16 protein-coding genes are annotated in these 16402 nt (G+C 60.9%); 12 read left to right on the plus strand and 4 right to left on the minus strand.

Going from position 1 to position 16402, the window contains the following annotated elements:
• Positions 1 to 10 precede the first annotated feature (10 nt).
• Positions 11 to 478 (plus strand): preQ0 transporter, encoded by a 468-nt coding sequence (locus AC07Y2_RS17200; protein WP_074691220.1) that lies wholly within the window; start codon positions 11 to 13, stop codon positions 476 to 478.
• Between the two features lie 100 nt (positions 479 to 578).
• Positions 579 to 1760 carry a formate-dependent phosphoribosylglycinamide formyltransferase gene (purT, locus tag AC07Y2_RS17205; RefSeq protein ID WP_039769540.1) on the plus strand — a complete coding sequence of 394 codons (1182 nt, stop codon included), beginning with the start codon at positions 579 to 581 and terminating at the stop codon, positions 1758 to 1760.
• Between the two features lie 42 nt (positions 1761 to 1802).
• On the opposite strand, the gene AC07Y2_RS17210 is transcribed toward purT, so the two are convergent.
• From AC07Y2_RS17210 to AC07Y2_RS17220, 3 genes are all read right to left on the minus strand, one after another.
• The gene (locus AC07Y2_RS17210; RefSeq protein ID WP_103386436.1) at positions 1803 to 3119 is read right to left on the minus strand and encodes an MFS transporter; all 1317 of its coding nucleotides are present in this window, start codon (positions 3117 to 3119) and stop codon (positions 1803 to 1805) included.
• A gap of 235 nt (positions 3120 to 3354) precedes the next feature.
• Positions 3355 to 4596: a transporter associated domain-containing protein gene (locus tag AC07Y2_RS17215; RefSeq protein WP_103386438.1), complete on the minus strand. Its 1242-nt coding sequence runs from the start codon at positions 4594 to 4596 to the stop codon at positions 3355 to 3357.
• Positions 4597 to 4608: 12 nt separating this feature from the next.
• Entirely contained in the window at positions 4609 to 5421 is an 813-nt protein-coding gene (locus tag AC07Y2_RS17220; RefSeq protein WP_103386439.1) for a cytochrome C assembly family protein, read from the minus strand.
• A gap of 209 nt (positions 5422 to 5630) precedes the next feature.
• On the opposite strand from AC07Y2_RS17220, the gene ffh reads away from it, so the two are divergent.
• From ffh to AC07Y2_RS17250, 6 genes are all read left to right on the plus strand, one after another.
• Positions 5631 to 7007, plus strand: a complete 1377-nt coding sequence (gene ffh / locus AC07Y2_RS17225) for a signal recognition particle protein (protein WP_039769551.1) — start codon at positions 5631 to 5633, stop codon at positions 7005 to 7007.
• A 249-nt stretch (positions 7008 to 7256) separates the two neighbouring features.
• Positions 7257 to 7508: a 30S ribosomal protein S16 gene (rpsP, locus tag AC07Y2_RS17230; protein ID WP_003185073.1), complete on the plus strand. Its 252-nt coding sequence runs from the start codon at positions 7257 to 7259 to the stop codon at positions 7506 to 7508.
• A gap of 5 nt (positions 7509 to 7513) precedes the next feature.
• Positions 7514 to 8050 carry a ribosome maturation factor RimM gene (gene rimM, locus AC07Y2_RS17235; RefSeq protein WP_011332613.1) on the plus strand — a complete coding sequence of 179 codons (537 nt, stop codon included), beginning with the start codon at positions 7514 to 7516 and terminating at the stop codon, positions 8048 to 8050.
• Between the two features lie 3 nt (positions 8051 to 8053).
• Entirely contained in the window at positions 8054 to 8806 is a 753-nt protein-coding gene (gene trmD / locus AC07Y2_RS17240) for a tRNA (guanosine(37)-N1)-methyltransferase TrmD (RefSeq protein ID WP_039769553.1), read from the plus strand.
• 45 nt (positions 8807 to 8851) lie between these two features.
• Complete coding sequence (rplS, locus tag AC07Y2_RS17245; protein WP_003175895.1) at positions 8852 to 9202, plus strand: 50S ribosomal protein L19; 351 nt, start codon at positions 8852 to 8854, stop codon at positions 9200 to 9202.
• A gap of 91 nt (positions 9203 to 9293) precedes the next feature.
• A complete protein-coding gene (locus AC07Y2_RS17250) occupies positions 9294 to 9707 on the plus strand; it encodes an acyl-CoA thioesterase (protein WP_011332614.1) in 414 nt (137 codons plus the stop codon).
• A 24-nt stretch (positions 9708 to 9731) separates the two neighbouring features.
• Here AC07Y2_RS17250 and AC07Y2_RS17255 read toward each other — a convergent pair whose 3' ends face one another.
• Positions 9732 to 11543, minus strand: coding sequence for a cation:proton antiporter (locus tag AC07Y2_RS17255; protein WP_039769556.1), 1812 nt, complete (start codon positions 11541 to 11543; stop codon positions 9732 to 9734).
• A gap of 107 nt (positions 11544 to 11650) precedes the next feature.
• Between AC07Y2_RS17255 and xerD the strand changes: the two genes are divergently transcribed.
• From xerD to thrC, 4 genes are all read left to right on the plus strand, one after another.
• On the plus strand, positions 11651 to 12547 hold the full coding sequence (xerD, locus tag AC07Y2_RS17260) for a site-specific tyrosine recombinase XerD (RefSeq protein WP_074691227.1): 897 nt from the start codon (positions 11651 to 11653) through the stop codon (positions 12545 to 12547).
• 143 nt (positions 12548 to 12690) lie between these two features.
• On the plus strand, positions 12691 to 13422 hold the full coding sequence (gene dsbC, locus AC07Y2_RS17265) for a bifunctional protein-disulfide isomerase/oxidoreductase DsbC (RefSeq protein ID WP_039769559.1): 732 nt from the start codon (positions 12691 to 12693) through the stop codon (positions 13420 to 13422).
• A gap of 132 nt (positions 13423 to 13554) precedes the next feature.
• Complete coding sequence (locus AC07Y2_RS17270; RefSeq protein WP_074691229.1) at positions 13555 to 14859, plus strand: homoserine dehydrogenase; 1305 nt, start codon at positions 13555 to 13557, stop codon at positions 14857 to 14859.
• Positions 14860 to 14968: 109 nt separating this feature from the next.
• Positions 14969 to 16378, plus strand: coding sequence for a threonine synthase (gene thrC / locus AC07Y2_RS17275; RefSeq protein ID WP_007954636.1), 1410 nt, complete (start codon positions 14969 to 14971; stop codon positions 16376 to 16378).
• The last annotated feature ends 24 nt before the right edge of the window (positions 16379 to 16402 follow it).

A 16402-nucleotide genomic window follows, 5' to 3' on the forward strand; every position in this document is an offset into this window, starting at 1 on the left:
GTCACGGCCCATGATTTTCCTCATCTCTTACATCAGCAGCGTCGTGCTGATCAACTTCGCCTTCTCCACCGCGCCGCACCTGGACATCATCTGGTCGGCCTGGGGCGGGTTGGTGTTCGTGCTGCGCGACATGGTGCAGACCCGTTTCGGTCATGGCGCGATCGTGGCGATGCTGGCGGCACTGGTGCTGTCTTATGTCACGTCCGATCCATCGATTGCGCTGGCCAGCGCCACGGCGTTCGCGGTCTCCGAGTGCATTGACTGGCTGGTATTCACCATCACCAGGCGCCCGTTGCGCGACCGCTTGTGGATCAGTTCGGCGCTGAGCATTCCCCTCGATACCTTCATCTTCTTTGGCATGATTGACCTGCTGACACCGCCGGTGCTTATCACCGCGCTGGCCTCGAAGTTCGCCGGTGTTACCGCCGTCTGGCTGATCATGGCCTGGCGCGAACGCAAACAGGCTGTCGCCGGCTGAAGCCAAACCCTCAGGTTCATGTAAAATGCCGCGCTTTCTCCCCACGGAAAGCGCGTCTGGCGTTGCTTTCCTCGATGATCCGCTTCTTTGAGGACCTGAGATGACCCGTATCGGAACTCCATTGTCGCCGACCGCGACCCGCGTATTGCTGTGTGGCTGTGGTGAGTTGGGCAAGGAAGTGGTGATCGAGCTGCAACGCCTGGGCGTTGAAGTGATCGCCGTTGACCGCTACGCCAATGCGCCGGCCATGCAGGTTGCCCATCGCAGCCACGTGATCAACATGCTCGACGGCGCCGCCCTGCGTGCAGTGATCGAAGCCGAGAAGCCGCACTTCATCGTGCCGGAAATCGAAGCCATCGCCACCGCCACCCTGGTCGAACTGGAAGCCGAAGGCTTCACCGTGATCCCGACCGCTCGCGCCGCGCAACTGACCATGAACCGCGAAGGCATCCGTCGACTGGCTGCCGAAGAGCTGGACCTGCCGACTTCGCCGTACCACTTCGCAGACACCTTCGAGGATTACAGCAAGGCCGTTCAGGACCTCGGCTTTCCGTGCGTCGTAAAACCGGTGATGAGTTCTTCGGGCAAGGGCCAAAGCCTGCTGCGCAGCGCCGATGACGTGCAGAAAGCCTGGGATTACGCGCAAGAGGGCGGTCGCGCCGGCAAAGGTCGGGTGATCATCGAAGGCTTTATCGATTTCGACTACGAAATCACTCTGCTGACCGTGCGTCATGTCGGCGGCACGACGTTCTGTGCTCCAGTCGGCCACCGTCAGGAAAAGGGCGACTATCAGGAATCCTGGCAGCCTCAGGCGATGAGCCCGGTGGCGCTGGCTGAATCCGAGCGCGTTGCCAAAGCCGTGACCGAAGCGTTGGGCGGTCGTGGCCTGTTCGGCGTCGAGCTGTTCATCAAAGGCGATCAGGTGTGGTTCAGCGAAGTGTCGCCGCGCCCGCACGACACCGGTCTGGTGACCCTGATTTCCCAGGACCTGTCGCAGTTCGCCCTGCACGCCCGGGCGATCCTCGGTCTGCCGGTGCCGCTGATCCGTCAGTTCGGCCCATCGGCTTCGGCGGTGATTCTGGTGGAAGGCCAGTCGACCCAGACCGCATTCGCCAACCTCGGTGCTGCACTGAGCGAGCCGGATACCGCGCTGCGTCTGTTCGGCAAGCCTGAAGTCAATGGTCAGCGTCGCATGGGTGTTGCGCTGGCGCGTGACGAGTCGATTGAAGCGGCCCGCGCCAAGGCGACCCGTGCTTCCCAGGCTGTTGTTGTAGAGCTGTAATCACGCCATCTGATCGCTCCCGCCCGGGAGCGATCTTTGCGCTTACACCACCTGATTCAGGTCGTTATTGCGCGTCTCCTTCAGGCACAGCACAGCGATCAAGCTGAGCACCGCGGCCGCCGACACATACCCGCCGACGTAACTCAAACCACCCGTCGCCACCAGTTTCTGCGCGAAGAACGGCGCCGCCGAGGCTCCGACGATGCCGCCGAGGTTGTAGGCTGCCGATGCGCCGGTATACCGCACGTGCGTCGGAAACAGTTCCGGTAGCAATGCTCCCATCGGGGCGAATGTCACGCCCATCAGAAACAGTTCGATGCACAGGAACAGCGCCACGCCCCAGGTCGATCCCTGAGTCAGCAGCGGCTCCATCAGAAATCCGGAAAGAATCGCCAGCACACCGCCGACGATCAGCACCGGTTTGCGTCCATAACGATCACTGGCCCATGCCGACAGCGGCGTCGCGGCCGCCATGAACAGCACCGCAAAACAGAGCAGACCGAGGAAGGTCTCGCGGCTGTAACCCAATGTGGATACGCCATAGCTCAGGGAAAACACGGTCGAGATGTAGAACAGCGCGTAACACACCACCATGGCGGCGGCGCCCAGCAGCGTCGGTGCCCAGTATTGGCTGAACAGCTCGACCAGCGGCACTTTCACTCGTTCCTGGCGGGCAATGGCATTGGCGAACACCGGGGTTTCGTGAAGCTTGAGGCGCACGTACAGCCCGACCATCACCAGCACGGCGCTGAGCAGGAACGGAATCCGCCAGCCCCAGCTGCGGAATTGATCGTCGCTCAGGCTCATGGCCAACGTCAGGAACAGACCGTTGGCAGCCAGAAAACCAATCGAAGGGCCGAGTTGCGGGAACATGCCGAACCACGCCCGTTTGCCTTTCGGGGCGTTTTCGGTCGCCAGCAGCGCTGCACCGCCCCATTCGCCACCCAATCCCAGGCCCTGGCCGAAGCGCAGCACGCAAAGCAGGATCGGCGCCCACGCCCCGATGCTGTCGTAGCCCGGCAGCACGCCGATCAGCGTGGTGCAGACGCCCATCAGCAGCAGCGAAGCGACCAAAGTCGATTTGCGCCCGATCCGGTCGCCGAAATGGCCGAACAGCGCCGAGCCCAGCGGTCGGGCCAGGAAGGCGATGCCGAAGGTAAGAAATGCCGAAAGCATCTGCGCCGTGCCGGAAGTCTGCGGGAAGAACACCGGCCCGATCACCAGCGCAGCAGCGGTGGCGTAGACATAGAAATCGTAGAACTCGATGGCCGTGCCGATGAAGCTTGCCGTGGCCACGCGGGTGGCGGAGTTGGTCGGTTGGGCAGGCGTGGTGTCGCTGTAAGCGGTACTGGTCGTCATGCGGTGATCCCTGACAGTCATGAGCTCCGTTGGAGCGAATTATTATGGTCGAACACCCAGGGATGTGGGATGAGGCGCGATCGCTGCTTCAGGTAGGAACAGTCGTCGGTGTGATGCGGATATTGCCGATGAACCGGCCGGAACTTGTCGGGTGCGGGGTAAGCACACGGTTCGGCGGGGCTTGGGTAAGCCCCGCGATTATAGGAAGGTGGCTAACGATTGAACAAGAGGCTGCCTAGCGAACAGGGGCGAGCGCAGGGGCCGAGGAGGTGTGCCAGATCAGGACCTTGCTGACCCGGTTCTCTTCAGTTTCGAGAATCTCCAGCCGGTAGCGGCCGATCTTCAGGCAGACCGCGCTTTCCGGGATGGTTTCCAGCGCTTCGGTCACCAAGCCGTTGAGGGTCCGGGGGCCGTCGCTGGGCAGGTGCCAGCCCAGGCATTTGTTCAGTTCGCGGATCGACGCCGCGCCATCGATCACCATGCGGCCATCGGCTTGCGGGTGGATGTGCGGGTTGTCGAGGCTGTGCTCGCTTTCGAATTCGCCGACGATCTCTTCGAGAATGTCTTCCAGGGTGACAATCCCCAGCACTTCGCCGTACTCGTCCACCACCATGCCCAGCCGCCGCTGCTGCTTGTGGAAGTTCAGCAGCTGCAGTTGCAGCGGGGTGCTTTCGGGAACGAAGTAGGGCTCGTAACTGGCCGCCAGCAAGGCTTCGCGGGTCAGGTTGCCATTGTCCAGCAAATGGCGGACCTGCCGGGTGTTGAGCACCGCCTCGACCTGATTGATATCGCTGTGAAACAGCGGCAGACGAGTACGACGGTTGTGGCGCAGTTGCTCGGTGATTTCTTCGATCGGATCGTCGAGGTTGATGCCGTCGACATCGCTGCGCGGCACCAGAATGTCGTTGACCGTGATGTTATCCAGCGCATGGATGCCCGAAACCGGATGCGGGCGCACTGGATGATCGGGGTCATCATGACGCTCCGCCGGCACATCGTCTTCGCTCTGTTGCACCACCTGGGCCTTGCGGATGAACGGGCGCATCAGCAAACCACTGACGCGGCTGAGCAGCCAGGCAAGCGGGTAAACGACCTTCAGCGGTACTGCCAGCAGCGTATTGCCGAACGACAGCACCGCATCCGGATAACGCTGGGCAAGGGCGCGGGGAAAATAGTCGGCAAAAACCAGCAGCAGGGCGCCGGCGCCAAGGCAAGCCGCCCAGGGGCCGTTTTCTTCACAGAGAAAGATGGCCAGCAGCGTGGCCAGGATGACGGCGAGGGCGCGGCACAGGGTATTGCAGAGGATCAGGCTGTCGAGCGGGAAGCTAAGCCTGGCCAGGGGCTTGTCGCTGGCGCGGGATGCGGTGCGTTGCGCGAGCAGGTGCTGTTGCGCCGCTTCGACGGCGGTAAACAGCCCTGACCAGAGAATCAGCAGGACAAATACCGCGAGCATCGGCCCTATGGGCAAACCGTCCATTTATGCCGCCCGTCAGATGTGCAGGATGTATTCACGGACCAGTTTGCTGCCGAAATACGCGAGCATCAGCAGGCAGAAACCGGCGAGGGTCCAGCGGATTGCCTTGTGTCCGCGCCAGCCGAGGCGGTTACGGCCCCACAGCAGGACGCTGAACACGATCCAGGCCAGGCAGGCCAGCAGGGTTTTATGCACCAGATGCTGGGCAAACAGGTTCTCGACGAACAGCCAGCCGGAGATCAGCGACAGCGACAGCAGCGTCCAGCCGGCCCAGAGGAAGCCGAACAGCAGGCTTTCCATGGTTTGCAGTGGCGGGAAGTTCTTGATCAGCCCGGACGGGTGCTTGTGCTTGAGCTGATGATCCTGCACCAGCAGCAACAAGGCCTGAAACACCGCGATGGTGAACATGCCGTAGGCGAGGATCGACAACAGGATGTGCGCGAGGATGCCCGGTTCTTCATCGATGATCTGCACCGTACCGGCCGGCGCGAACTGCGCCAGCAGCACCGTGATCGCACCCAGCGGGAACAGCAGCACCAGCAGGTTTTCCACCGGAATCCGCGAGCAGGCGAGCAGGGTCAGGGCAATGACCGCCGCAGCGATCAGGCTCGAAGCGCTGAAGAAATCCAGGCCCAGACCGATCGGTGTCAATAAATGCGTAAGCAGGCTGGCGCTGTGGGCCAGCACGGCGAGAACGCCGAGCGAGACCAGCAGGCGCTTGTTGGCCTTGGCGCCAGTGGCCAGGCGGGTGCCCTGATCGAGGGTCGCAGCGGCGTAGAGAAGGGCGGCGGCGAGGGTGGTCAGCAAACTCGGTGACAAGGGGAGCATAAATCCTGTTAGGCAAGCCCGAAAGGGGCTGAGTTTGGCATAGAACCGCCGTTGCACGAAAGACCGGCAAGCTGACAGCGAGGTGTCCGCCAGCCGCAGTCTTCGCTATAATCCGCGACCTGCCCACGCCGCAGGCTCGCCGAGCACATGTTGATTCCGGTCTGGGCCGCCATTATCCCGGTCTACACAGGGCCTGAAAGGATCGCGCAATGTTTGAAAACTTAACCGACCGTCTCTCGCAGACGCTGCGCCATGTCACCGGCAAGGCGAAGCTGACCGAGGACAATATCAAAGACACCCTGCGCGAAGTGCGCATGGCGTTGCTCGAGGCCGACGTCGCCCTGCCGGTGGTCAAGGACTTCGTCAATTCGGTCAAGGAGCGCGCTGTCGGCACCGAGGTGTCGCGCAGCCTGACGCCGGGCCAGGCGTTTGTGAAGATCGTCCAGGCCGAACTCGAAAGCCTGATGGGCGCGGCCAACGAAGACCTGAACCTGAGCGCCGTGCCGCCCGCCGTCATTCTGATGGCCGGTCTGCAGGGCGCGGGTAAAACCACCACCGCCGGCAAACTGGCGCGCTTCCTTAAAGAGCGCAAGAAAAAGTCGGTCATGGTCGTGTCGGCGGACATCTACCGTCCTGCTGCTATTAAACAGCTGGAAACCCTGGCAAACGACATCGGCGTGACGTTCTTCCCGTCCGACCTGAGCCAGAAACCGGTCGACATCGCCAGCGCAGCTATTAAAGAAGCAAAACTGAAATTCATCGACGTGGTCATCGTCGACACCGCCGGTCGTCTGCACATCGATGAAGAGATGATGGGCGAGATCAAGGCGCTGCACGCCGCGATCAACCCGGTTGAAACCCTGTTCGTGGTCGACGCCATGACCGGTCAGGACGCGGCCAACACGGCCAAGGCCTTCGGTGATGCGCTGCCGCTGACCGGCGTGATCCTGACCAAGGTCGACGGTGATGCCCGTGGCGGTGCCGCGCTGTCGGTTCGCGCGATTACTGGCAAGCCGATCAAGTTCATCGGTATGGGCGAGAAGAGCGAAGCGCTCGATCCGTTCCATCCTGAGCGTATCGCTTCGCGGATCCTCGGCATGGGCGACGTGCTCAGCCTGATCGAACAGGCTGAAGCGACCCTCGACAAGGACAAGGCCGACAAGCTTGCTAAAAAGCTGAAGAAGGGCAAGGGCTTCGACCTCGAAGACTTCCGCGATCAGTTGCAACAGATGAAGAACATGGGCGGCCTCGGCGGGCTCATGGACAAGCTGCCGAGCATCGGCGGCGTCAATCTCTCGCAAATGGGCAATGCCCAGAGCGCCGCAGAGAAGCAGTTCAAACAGATGGAAGCCATCATCAATTCCATGACCCCGGCCGAGCGCCGCGACCCTGAGCTGATCAGCGGTTCGCGCAAGCGCCGCATCGCCATGGGTTCCGGCACCCAGGTGCAGGACATCGGTCGCTTGATCAAGCAGCACAAGCAGATGCAGAAGATGATGAAGAAATTCTCCGCCAAGGGCGGAATGGCGAAAATGATGCGCGGCATGGGCGGAATGTTGCCCGGCGGCGGCATGCCAAAGATGTAAAAGAACTCGCCGGTCGTCGCACCGGCGCAGTCCCGCAAGGAAGCGGGATCCACAGCAAACCCGCACTCGGCGGGAGCTGACTGGCCGTTTTGAACGACGGCCCCATATGCAAATCTGCACGGCATGCCACAGGCGCCGGAAAAAGTCATTTGCAAAAGTCCGGATATTCCTTAGAATATGCGGCCTTTCGGGCACCCATGCCCGCTGTGCATTTAGATTTGCAGCACCGACTACAGGAACGATGTTCACATGCTAACAATCCGTCTTGCCCTTGGCGGCTCCAAAAAGCGCCCGTTTTACCACCTGACCGTAACCGACTCCCGCAACCCGCGTGACGGTTCCCACAAAGAACAGGTTGGCTTCTTCAACCCTGTTGCCCGTGGTCAGGAAATCCGTCTGTCCGTGAACCAAGAGCGCGTTGCCTACTGGCTGAGCGTTGGTGCACAGCCTTCTGAGCGTGTTGCTCAGTTGCTGAAGGAATCTGCCAAGGCTGCAGCCTGAGCAGTATGAGCGCGACGCCAGAAAAAGCTGATGATCTGATCGTTGTCGGCAAGATTTTTTCGGTTCACGGCGTTCGCGGCGAGGTGAAGGTCTTTTCCTTTACCGATCCGATTGAAAACCTGTTGGGCTATCGCAACTGGACGCTTCGGCGCGAAGGCGTGGTGAAACAGGTCGAGCTGGTCAGCGGCCGATCCACTCAAAAGGATCTGGTTGTGAAGCTCAAAGGCCTCGACGATCGCGATGAAGCCCGTCTTCTGAGCGGTTACGAGATTTGCATCCCGCGAAGCCTTTTGCCCGACCTGACCGCCGACGAGTACTACTGGTACCAGTTGGAAGGTCTGAGCGTCATCAACCAGGACGAACAATTGTTCGGCAAGGTTGATCACCTGTTGGAGACCGGCGCGAACGATGTATTGGTGGTCAAGCCCTGCGTTGGCAGCCTGGATGATCGCGAGCGGTTGTTGCCCTATACGGAGCAATGCGTGCTGGCAATCGACCTGGAAGCAGGCGTGATGAGGGTGGAATGGGACGCGGACTTCTAAGCAATGGCCAGCCTGCGCGTAGACGTCATTACGCTGTTCCCCGAGATGTTCTCGGCCATCAGTGAGTACGGCATTACCAGTCGTGCGGTCAAACAGGGGCTCTTGCAGCTGACCTGTTGGAATCCGCGGGATTACACGACGGATCGACATCACACTGTGGACGATCGCCCGTTTGGCGGTGGTCCGGGCATGGTGATGAAGATCAAGCCCCTGGAAGATGCACTGGTTCAGGCCAAGGCAGCAGCCGGGGAGGCGGCGAAGGTGATTTACCTGTCCCCCCAAGGCCGTCAACTGACTCAGTCGGCGGTACGCGAACTGGCGAAATCGGATGCATTGATCCTGATTGCCGGTCGCTATGAAGGCATTGACGAGCGCTTTATTGAGGCTCATGTCGATGAAGAGTGGTCGATTGGTGACTATGTGTTGTCTGGCGGCGAGCTGCCGGCCATGGTCATGATCGATGCGGTTACACGACTGCTGCCCGGAGCTTTAGGGCATGCGGATTCCGCTGAGGAAGATTCCTTTACGGATGGTCTGCTGGATTGCCCGCACTACACCCGACCTGAGGTGTATGCGGATCAGCGTGTTCCCGACGTGTTGCTGAGTGGCAATCACGCGCATATCCGGCGTTGGCGTTTACAGCAGTCCCTTGGCAGGACCTTTGAACGACGCGCCGATCTTCTGGAAAGCCGCTCGCTTTCTGGAGAAGAGAAGAAGCTGCTCGAGGAATACATCCGCGAGCGGGACGATAGTTAACAACGTATCGATGGTAGATCAGACGATTTACCTTAGGAGCACAGCATGACCAACAAAATCATCCTTGCACTCGAAGCAGAGCAGATGACCAAAGAAATCCCTACCTTTGCCCCAGGCGACACCATCGTCGTTCAGGTGAAAGTGAAGGAAGGCGATCGTTCCCGTCTGCAAGCGTTCGAAGGCGTTGTCATCGCCAAGCGTAACCGCGGCGTGAACAGTGCGTTCACCGTTCGTAAAATCTCCAACGGTGTTGGCGTAGAACGTACTTTCCAGACCTACTCCCCGCAAATCGACAGCATGGCTGTCAAGCGTCGCGGTGACGTACGTAAAGCCAAGCTGTACTACCTGCGCGACCTGTCGGGTAAAGCAGCTCGCATCAAGGAAAAACTGGCTTAAGTCCAGCTTCCGATGCAGAAAAAAGCAGCCTACGGGCTGCTTTTTTGTTGCCCGCAATTTATCCACCGCATTTCTGTTTCAGGCCTGACCCATGACCCCTCGCGAGCAAGAAATCGAACGCCGCACCGAACTCTCGGTGACCCGCGTGACCAAGGCGGTGTTCCCGCCGACCACCAACCACCACAACACCCTGTTCGGCGGCACTGCGCTGGCCTGGATGGACGAAGTGTCGTTCATCACCGCCACCCGGTTTTGCCGTTTGCCGCTGGTGACGGTGTCGACCGATCGCATCGACTTCAATCACGCGATCCCGGCAGGTTCCATCGTCGAGCTGGTTGGGCGGGTGATCAAGGTTGGCAACACCAGTCTCAAGGTCGAGGTGGAAGTGTTCGTCGAAAGCATGAGCTGTGACGGGCGTGAGAAAGCCATTCATGGGCAGTTCAGCTTTGTTGCCATCGATGATGACAAGCGTCCGGTGCCGGTGCTGCCGGGTTTCGCGGCCTGATCCAGCACCGAGCCGCGAATCTATTTATGCAGCGGCGTTGGCCTCAGGCTGAATCAGCGCCAGCAACGTCCACCCAGGCCCCGGCTTCAACACGGTTTCCGGCGTCACGACATGCACCCAGCCGCTGTCATCGCGCATGAACAGCAGCGTCGCGCGATTGCCATGCAGCGCGCGGTAATCGTCCCAGCCAAACCCGTCCGTCAGCGTCGTGCTGTAAAGATCGGCACCTTGCCCCAGTTGACTGGCGAGTCTGGCGTAAGTCAGCGCCTCGCTCCCCAGTTGATTGCCTCGATGTTCGAGGCTGGCGCGGTGCTTGTCGCTGCGACGGCTTTCCTGACCGCTGGCCAGCCCGAACAGCCGCTGATGGCCAAAGTCATGACGAAAGCGCATGGCCGCCAGTGTATTGAGTTCGCCCGACGGTGACAGCGCCAGCAAATGCCCCAGTCCGACCAGGTCCAGATGCGCATCGGCGTGCTGTGAGGCCGGATTGCCGAAGTAGGTCGGCAAGCCATCCATGCGCGCGGCGCGGATATTTTCCCAGCTTGAATCCGTCAGCAGCACCCGGCTGCCCAGCTGTTGCAGCGACTTGCCGAGCAAGCGCGCAGGCCCGTTCGCCCCGACAATCAGGAACCCGCTCGGCGCCGGTTCCGCAACCTTCAACAAGCGCGCCAGTGGCCGGGCCGTCGCACTTTGCAGCACGACAGTGCCTATGATCACCGCGAAAGTCAGCGGTACCAGCAACAGCGCACCTTCATGGCCCGCTTCATCCAGGCGAATCGCGAAGATCGCCGAGACCGCCGCCGCGACGATCCCGCGCGGGGCAATCCAGCACAACAGCGCACGTTCACGCCAACTCAGGCTCGAACCGGCGGTGCTCAGCACCACGTTCAACGGTCGGGCGATCAGCTGAATCACCAGCAACAGGATCAACACCAGCGGCCCGAGACCGATCAACGCGTTCAGATCCAGTCGTGCCGCCAGCAGGATGAACAGTCCGGAAATCAGCAGCACGCTGAGATTTTCCTTGAAGTGCAGGATGTGCCGCACATCCACCCCCTTCATGTTCGCCAGCCACATGCCCATCAACGTCACCGCCAACAGCCCGGATTCGTGCATGACCTGGTTGGCGGCGATGAATATCCCCAGCACCGCGGCGAGCGATGCCAGATTGTGCAAATACTCCGGTAGCCATTGGCGCCGGATGATCGTGCCGAGCAGCCAGCCACCGGCAACGCCGAACGCACTGCCGCAGACAATCACACCACCGAAGGTCAGCAGACTCTGTTCCAGGCCGTGGCCTTCGGCCCGGGCGATGATGAAGCTGTAGACCACCACCGCGAGCAGCGCGCCGATCGGGTCGATCACAATCCCTTCCCAGCGCAGGATGTTGGCGATCGAAGCCTTCGGCCGCACCACGCGCAGCATCGGCACGATCACGGTCGGCCCGGTCACCAGGGTCAGGCTGCCGAACAGGATCGCCAACAGCCAGTCGAAGCCCAGCAGCCAGTGGGTCGCGACCGCAATCACTACCCATGTCGAGAGCGCACCGATTGTGACCAGCCGATGCACGACGCTGCCGATCTCGCGCCATTCCGACAGGTGCAGGGTCAGGCTGCCTTCAAACAGAATCAGCGCCACCGCCAGCGACACCAATGGCATCAGCAACGGGCCGAACATTTCCTGCGGGTCGAGCCAGCCCAGCACGGGGCCCGCCAGAATGCCGGTCAGCAGCAGAAACAGAATCGCCGGCAGCTTCAGGCGCCAGGCGAGCCACTGGCAGCCCAGTGCGGCAGCGCCGATACCACCGAAAGCCAACAGAATTTGCTGCTCGTTCATTGAAGCTCCCTGTTCCTTGAAATAGCGGGCTATGAAAGACTAGCGGCCATTTCAACCGTTCACTCTTTATTTGCGCGCAGTGCCAAACCTGCGTGTCTTGAGCGCCCATGCCTGCCATCGACCACCCACTGATCGACCAGTTTCTCGACGCCCTCTGGCTGGAAAAAGGTCTCTCCGACAACACTCGCGACGCCTACCGCAGTGATCTCGCGCTGTTCAACGGCTGGTTGCAGGAGAAAGGTCTCGAACTGGTCAATGCCGGTCGCGAACTGATCCTCGATCACCTGGCCTGGCGTCTGGAACAGAACTACAAACCTCGTTCCACCGCGCGATTTCTCTCCGGTGTGCGTGGTTTTTATCGCTATCTGCTGCGGGAAAAACTGATTTCGGTTGATCCGACTTTGCGCGTGGATATGCCGCAACTCGGTCGGCCGCTGCCCAAATCCCTGTCGGAAGCCGACGTCGAAGCGCTGCTGAAGGCGCCGGACTTGAGCGAAGCCATCGGCCAGCGCGATCGCGCCATGCTCGAAGTCTTGTATGCCTGCGGCCTGCGTGTCACCGAGCTGATCAGCCTGACGCTGGAACAGGTCAACCTGCGTCAGGGTGTGTTGCGGGTGATGGGCAAGGGCAGCAAGGAACGGCTGGTGCCGATGGGCGAGGAAGCGATTGTCTGGGTCGAGCGCTACCTGCGTGACGGTCGCGGTGAGCTGCTCGGCGGGCGCCCGAGCGATGTGCTGTTCCCCAGTCAGCGCGGCGAGCAGATGACTCGGCAGACCTTCTGGCACCGCATCAAGCACCAGGCTAAGGTCGCCGGCATCAGTAAATCGCTGTCGCCGCACACCTTGCGTCACGCGTTTGCCACCCACTTGCTCAACCATGGCGCCGACCTGCGGGTGGTGCAGATGCTGTTGGGCCACAGCGACCTGTCGACCACGCAGATCTACACTCACGTCGCCCGGGCACGTTTGCAGGATCTGCATGCCAAACATCACCCGCGCGGCTGAGCGCCGTTTGTCTTGCGACAGGCGCATTCGGCCACGGGAGCCTTATGTGGTAGGCTTTGCCGGTTTGCACGATGGGCGGTTATGACCCGGTGTTCCGGCACGGGCGTTCTGATCGTTCCATTTGTCCGCCTTCAGGAGTTCTCATGCGTCTGACCCAGATTTTCGCCGCCGCAGCCATTGCGTTGGTCAGCACCTTTGCCGTCGCCGATGACGCGGCCGACAAAGCGATTCGCCAAAGCCTGGAAAACCTCCAGCTCGATGTGCCGGTCGATACCATCACCGCCAGTCCGCTGCCAGGCCTGTACGAAGTCAAGCTCAAGGGCAGTCGCGTGCTCTACGCCAGCGCCGACGGCCAGTACATCGTTCAGGGCTACATGTTCCAGCTCAAGGACGGCAAACCGGTCAACTTGACCGAGAAGACCGAGCGCCTGGGCATTTCCAAACTGATCAATGCGATCCCGGTAGCCGAGACCGTGGTTTACCCGGCCGTGGGTGAAACCAAGTCGCACATCACCGTTTTCACCGACACCACTTGCCCGTACTGCCACAAGCTGCACGCTGAAGTGCCCGAGCTGAACAAGCGCGGCATCGAAGTGCGTTACGTCGCGTTCCCGCGTCAGGGCCTGAATTCGCCGGGTGACGAACAGCTGCAAGCGGTGTGGTGCTCGAAAGACAAGAAAGCGGCCATGGACAAAATGGTCGATGGCAAGGAAATCAAGGCCGCCAAGTGCGATAACCCGGTTTCCAAACAGTTCGCCCTCGGTCAGTCGATCGGCGTGAACGGTACACCGGCCATCGTTTTGGCCGACGGACAAGTCATTCCGGGCTACCAGCCTGCGCCACAAGTCGCCAAACTGGCGCTGGGCGCGAAGTAATTCGCATCGTCACGCTCAGGCGTTGACGAGCGTGGTCCGGCGGCAGGATTGCCGGGCCATCAACAGAGAGCCGCGAACCTGCGGTTGTTTTCACGGCCGGCCTCGTGTCGGCCGTTTTATGGGGAGTTCACAGTGAAACCGGTCAAAGTAGGCATCTGTGGGTTAGGGACCGTCGGTGGCGGAACCTTCAACGTACTTCAGCGCAACGCCGAGGAAATTGCTCGTCGTGCCGGGCGTGGAATCGAAGTGGCACAAATTGCCACGCGCACGCCAAAGCCTCAGTTCCAGACGACCGGTATTGCGATTACCAACGATGTCTTCGAAGTGGCCACGAACCCTGAGATCGACATCGTCATAGAGCTGATGGGCGGCTACACCGTTGCCCGCGAGCTGGTACTCAAGGCCATCGAGAATGGCAAGCATGTGGTCACCGCGAACAAGGCTCTGATTGCCGTTCACGGTAATGAAATTTTCGCCAGGGCACGCGAGAAAGGCGTGATCGTGGCGTTCGAAGCGGCGGTCGCCGGCGGCATTCCGGTGATCAAGGCGATCCGTGAAGGCCTGTCCGCCAACCGTATCAACTGGGTCGCCGGGATCATCAACGGCACCGGCAACTTCATCCTCACCGAAATGCGCGAGAAGGGTCGCACCTTCGAAGACGTGCTGGCCGAGGCGCAAGCGCTGGGTTACGCCGAAGCCGATCCGACCTTCGACGTCGAAGGCATCGACGCGGCGCACAAGCTGACGATCCTGGCGTCGATCGCATTCGGTGTTCCGCTGCAGTTCGACAAGGCTTACACCGAAGGCATCACCAAGCTGACCACCGCCGACGTGAATTACGCCGAAGCGCTGGGCTACCGCATCAAGCATCTGGGCGTGGCACGCAGCACCGCCGCCGGTATCGAGCTGCGCGTACACCCGACGCTGATCCCGGCCGATCGCCTGATCGCCAACGTCAACGGTGTGATGAACGCGGTGATGGTCAACGGTGACGCTGCCGGTTCGACCCTGTTCTACGGCGCCGGCGCCGGCATGGAGCCGACCGCTTCGTCGGTGATCGCGGATCTGGTGGACGTGGTTCGCGCCATGACCTCCGATCCGGAAAACCGCGTGCCGCACCTGGCCTTCCAGCCGGACTCGCTGTCGGCCCATCCGATCCTGCCGATCGAAGCCTGCGAAAGCGCCTACTACCTGCGCATTCAGGCCAAGGACCATCCGGGCGTACTCGCTCAGGTGGCGAGCATCCTCTCGGAGCGCGGCATCAACATCGAGTCGATCATGCAGAAGGAAGTCGAGGAACACGACGGCCTGGTGCCGATGATCCTGCTGACACACCGCGTGCTGGAACAGCACATCAACGATGCGATCGCCGCCCTCGAAGCGCTGGCGGGCGTGGTCGGTCCGGTCGTGCGGATCCGTGTCGAGCACTTGAACTAAACAGAAACAGCTGCAAGCTTCGAGCTGCAAGCAGCAAGAGAAAAGCAGTCCGGCTTTTACTTGAAGCTTGTAACTCGTAGCTTGAAGCTCAAACCGAAGGTTTGCCCCTATGCGTTACATCAGTACCCGCGGCCAGGCACCGGCCCTGAATTTCGAAGACGTCCTGCTGGCCGGTCTCGCCACCGACGGCGGTCTGTACGTCCCGGAAAACCTGCCACGTTTCACCCAGGAAGAAATCGCTTCCTGGGCCGGCCTGCCGTATCACGAGCTGGCTTTCCGCGTCATGCGCCCGTTCGTCACCGGCAGCATTCCGGACGCCGATTTCAAAAAGATTCTTGAAGAAACCTACGGTGTGTTCGCCCACAACGCCGTTGCGCCGCTGCGTCAGTTGAACGGCAACGAATGGGTGCTGGAGCTGTTCCACGGCCCGACCCTGGCGTTCAAGGACTTCGCCCTGCAACTGCTCGGTCGCTTGCTCGACTACGTGCTGGAAAAGCGCGGCGAGCGCGTGGTGATCGTCGGCGCCACCTCCGGTGACACCGGTTCGGCCGCCATCGAAGGCTGCAAGCACTGCGAAAACGTCGACATCTTCATCCTGCACCCGCACAACCGTGTGTCCGAAGTGCAGCGTCGGCAGATGACCACCATTCTCGGTGAGAACATCCACAACATCGCCATCGAAGGCAACTTCGATGACTGCCAGGAAATGGTCAAGGCCAGCTTCGCCGACCAGAGCTTCCTCAAGGGCACCCGCCTGGTGGCAGTGAACTCGATCAACTGGGCACGGATCATGGCCCAGATCGTTTACTACTTCCACGCGGCCCTGCAATTGGGCGGCCCGGCGCGTTCGGTGTCGTTCTCGGTGCCGACCGGCAACTTCGGCGACATCTTCGCCGGCTATCTGGCGCGCAACATGGGCCTGCCGATCAACCAGTTGATCGTCGCCACCAACCGCAACGACATCCTGCACCGCTTCATGAGTGGCAACCAGTACGTCAAGGAAACCCTGCACGCCACGCTGTCGCCGTCGATGGACATCATGGTCTCGTCGAACTTCGAACGCCTGCTGTTCGACCTGCACGGCCGCAACGGTGCGGCAATTGCCGGGCTGATGGATTCGTTCAAGCAGGGCGGCGGTTTCAGCGTCGAACAGGAACGCTGGACCGAAGCACGCAAACTGTTCGACTCGCTGGCCGTGGACGATGCGCAAACCTGCGAAACCATCGCCGAAGTCTACGAGCAGACCGGTGAGGTGCTGGATCCGCACACCGCCATTGGCGTGAAAGCCGCGCGCGAATGCCGTCGCAGCCTGGACATCCCGATGGTGATTCTGGGCACGGCGCATCCGGTCAAGTTCCCGGACGCGGTGGAGAAAGCTGGTGTAGGAAAAGCTCTCGAACTACCTGCACATCTTTCTGATTTGTTTGAGAGAGAAGAGCGCTGCACAGTGCTGGCAAACGAGCTGAAAGCCGTGCAGGCCTTTGTCAGTCAGCATGGCAACCGCGGCAAGCCTCTTTAAGCCCGCAAAGCTGTCACATTTTGA

Source organism: Pseudomonas sp. GW456-12-1-14-TSB6, assembly GCF_059424205.1.

Excerpts from the sequence above, each read along its gene's own strand:
- rplS (WP_003175895.1), top strand. The coding sequence starts at position 8,852 with ATGACCAACAAAATCATCCTTGCACTCGAAGCAGAGCAGATGACCAAA.
- thrC (WP_007954636.1), top strand. The coding sequence starts at position 14,969 with ATGCGTTACATCAGTACCCGCGGCCAGGCACCGGCCCTGAATTTCGAA.
- AC07Y2_RS17220 (WP_103386439.1), bottom strand. The coding sequence starts at position 5,421 with ATGCTCCCCTTGTCACCGAGTTTGCTGACCACCCTCGCCGCCGCCCTT.
- AC07Y2_RS17250 (WP_011332614.1), top strand. The coding sequence starts at position 9,294 with ATGACCCCTCGCGAGCAAGAAATCGAACGCCGCACCGAACTCTCGGTG.
- xerD (WP_074691227.1), top strand. The coding sequence starts at position 11,651 with ATGCCTGCCATCGACCACCCACTGATCGACCAGTTTCTCGACGCCCTC.
- trmD (WP_039769553.1), top strand. The coding sequence starts at position 8,054 with ATGGCCAGCCTGCGCGTAGACGTCATTACGCTGTTCCCCGAGATGTTC.
- AC07Y2_RS17255 (WP_039769556.1), bottom strand. The coding sequence starts at position 11,543 with ATGAACGAGCAGCAAATTCTGTTGGCTTTCGGTGGTATCGGCGCTGCC.
- dsbC (WP_039769559.1), top strand. The coding sequence starts at position 12,691 with ATGCGTCTGACCCAGATTTTCGCCGCCGCAGCCATTGCGTTGGTCAGC.
- AC07Y2_RS17215 (WP_103386438.1), bottom strand. The coding sequence starts at position 4,596 with ATGGACGGTTTGCCCATAGGGCCGATGCTCGCGGTATTTGTCCTGCTG.
- ffh (WP_039769551.1), top strand. The coding sequence starts at position 5,631 with ATGTTTGAAAACTTAACCGACCGTCTCTCGCAGACGCTGCGCCATGTC.
- AC07Y2_RS17210 (WP_103386436.1), bottom strand. The coding sequence starts at position 3,119 with ATGACGACCAGTACCGCTTACAGCGACACCACGCCTGCCCAACCGACC.
- rimM (WP_011332613.1), top strand. The coding sequence starts at position 7,514 with ATGAGCGCGACGCCAGAAAAAGCTGATGATCTGATCGTTGTCGGCAAG.
- purT (WP_039769540.1), top strand. The coding sequence starts at position 579 with ATGACCCGTATCGGAACTCCATTGTCGCCGACCGCGACCCGCGTATTG.
- rpsP (WP_003185073.1), top strand. The coding sequence starts at position 7,257 with ATGCTAACAATCCGTCTTGCCCTTGGCGGCTCCAAAAAGCGCCCGTTT.
- AC07Y2_RS17200 (WP_074691220.1), top strand. The coding sequence starts at position 11 with ATGATTTTCCTCATCTCTTACATCAGCAGCGTCGTGCTGATCAACTTC.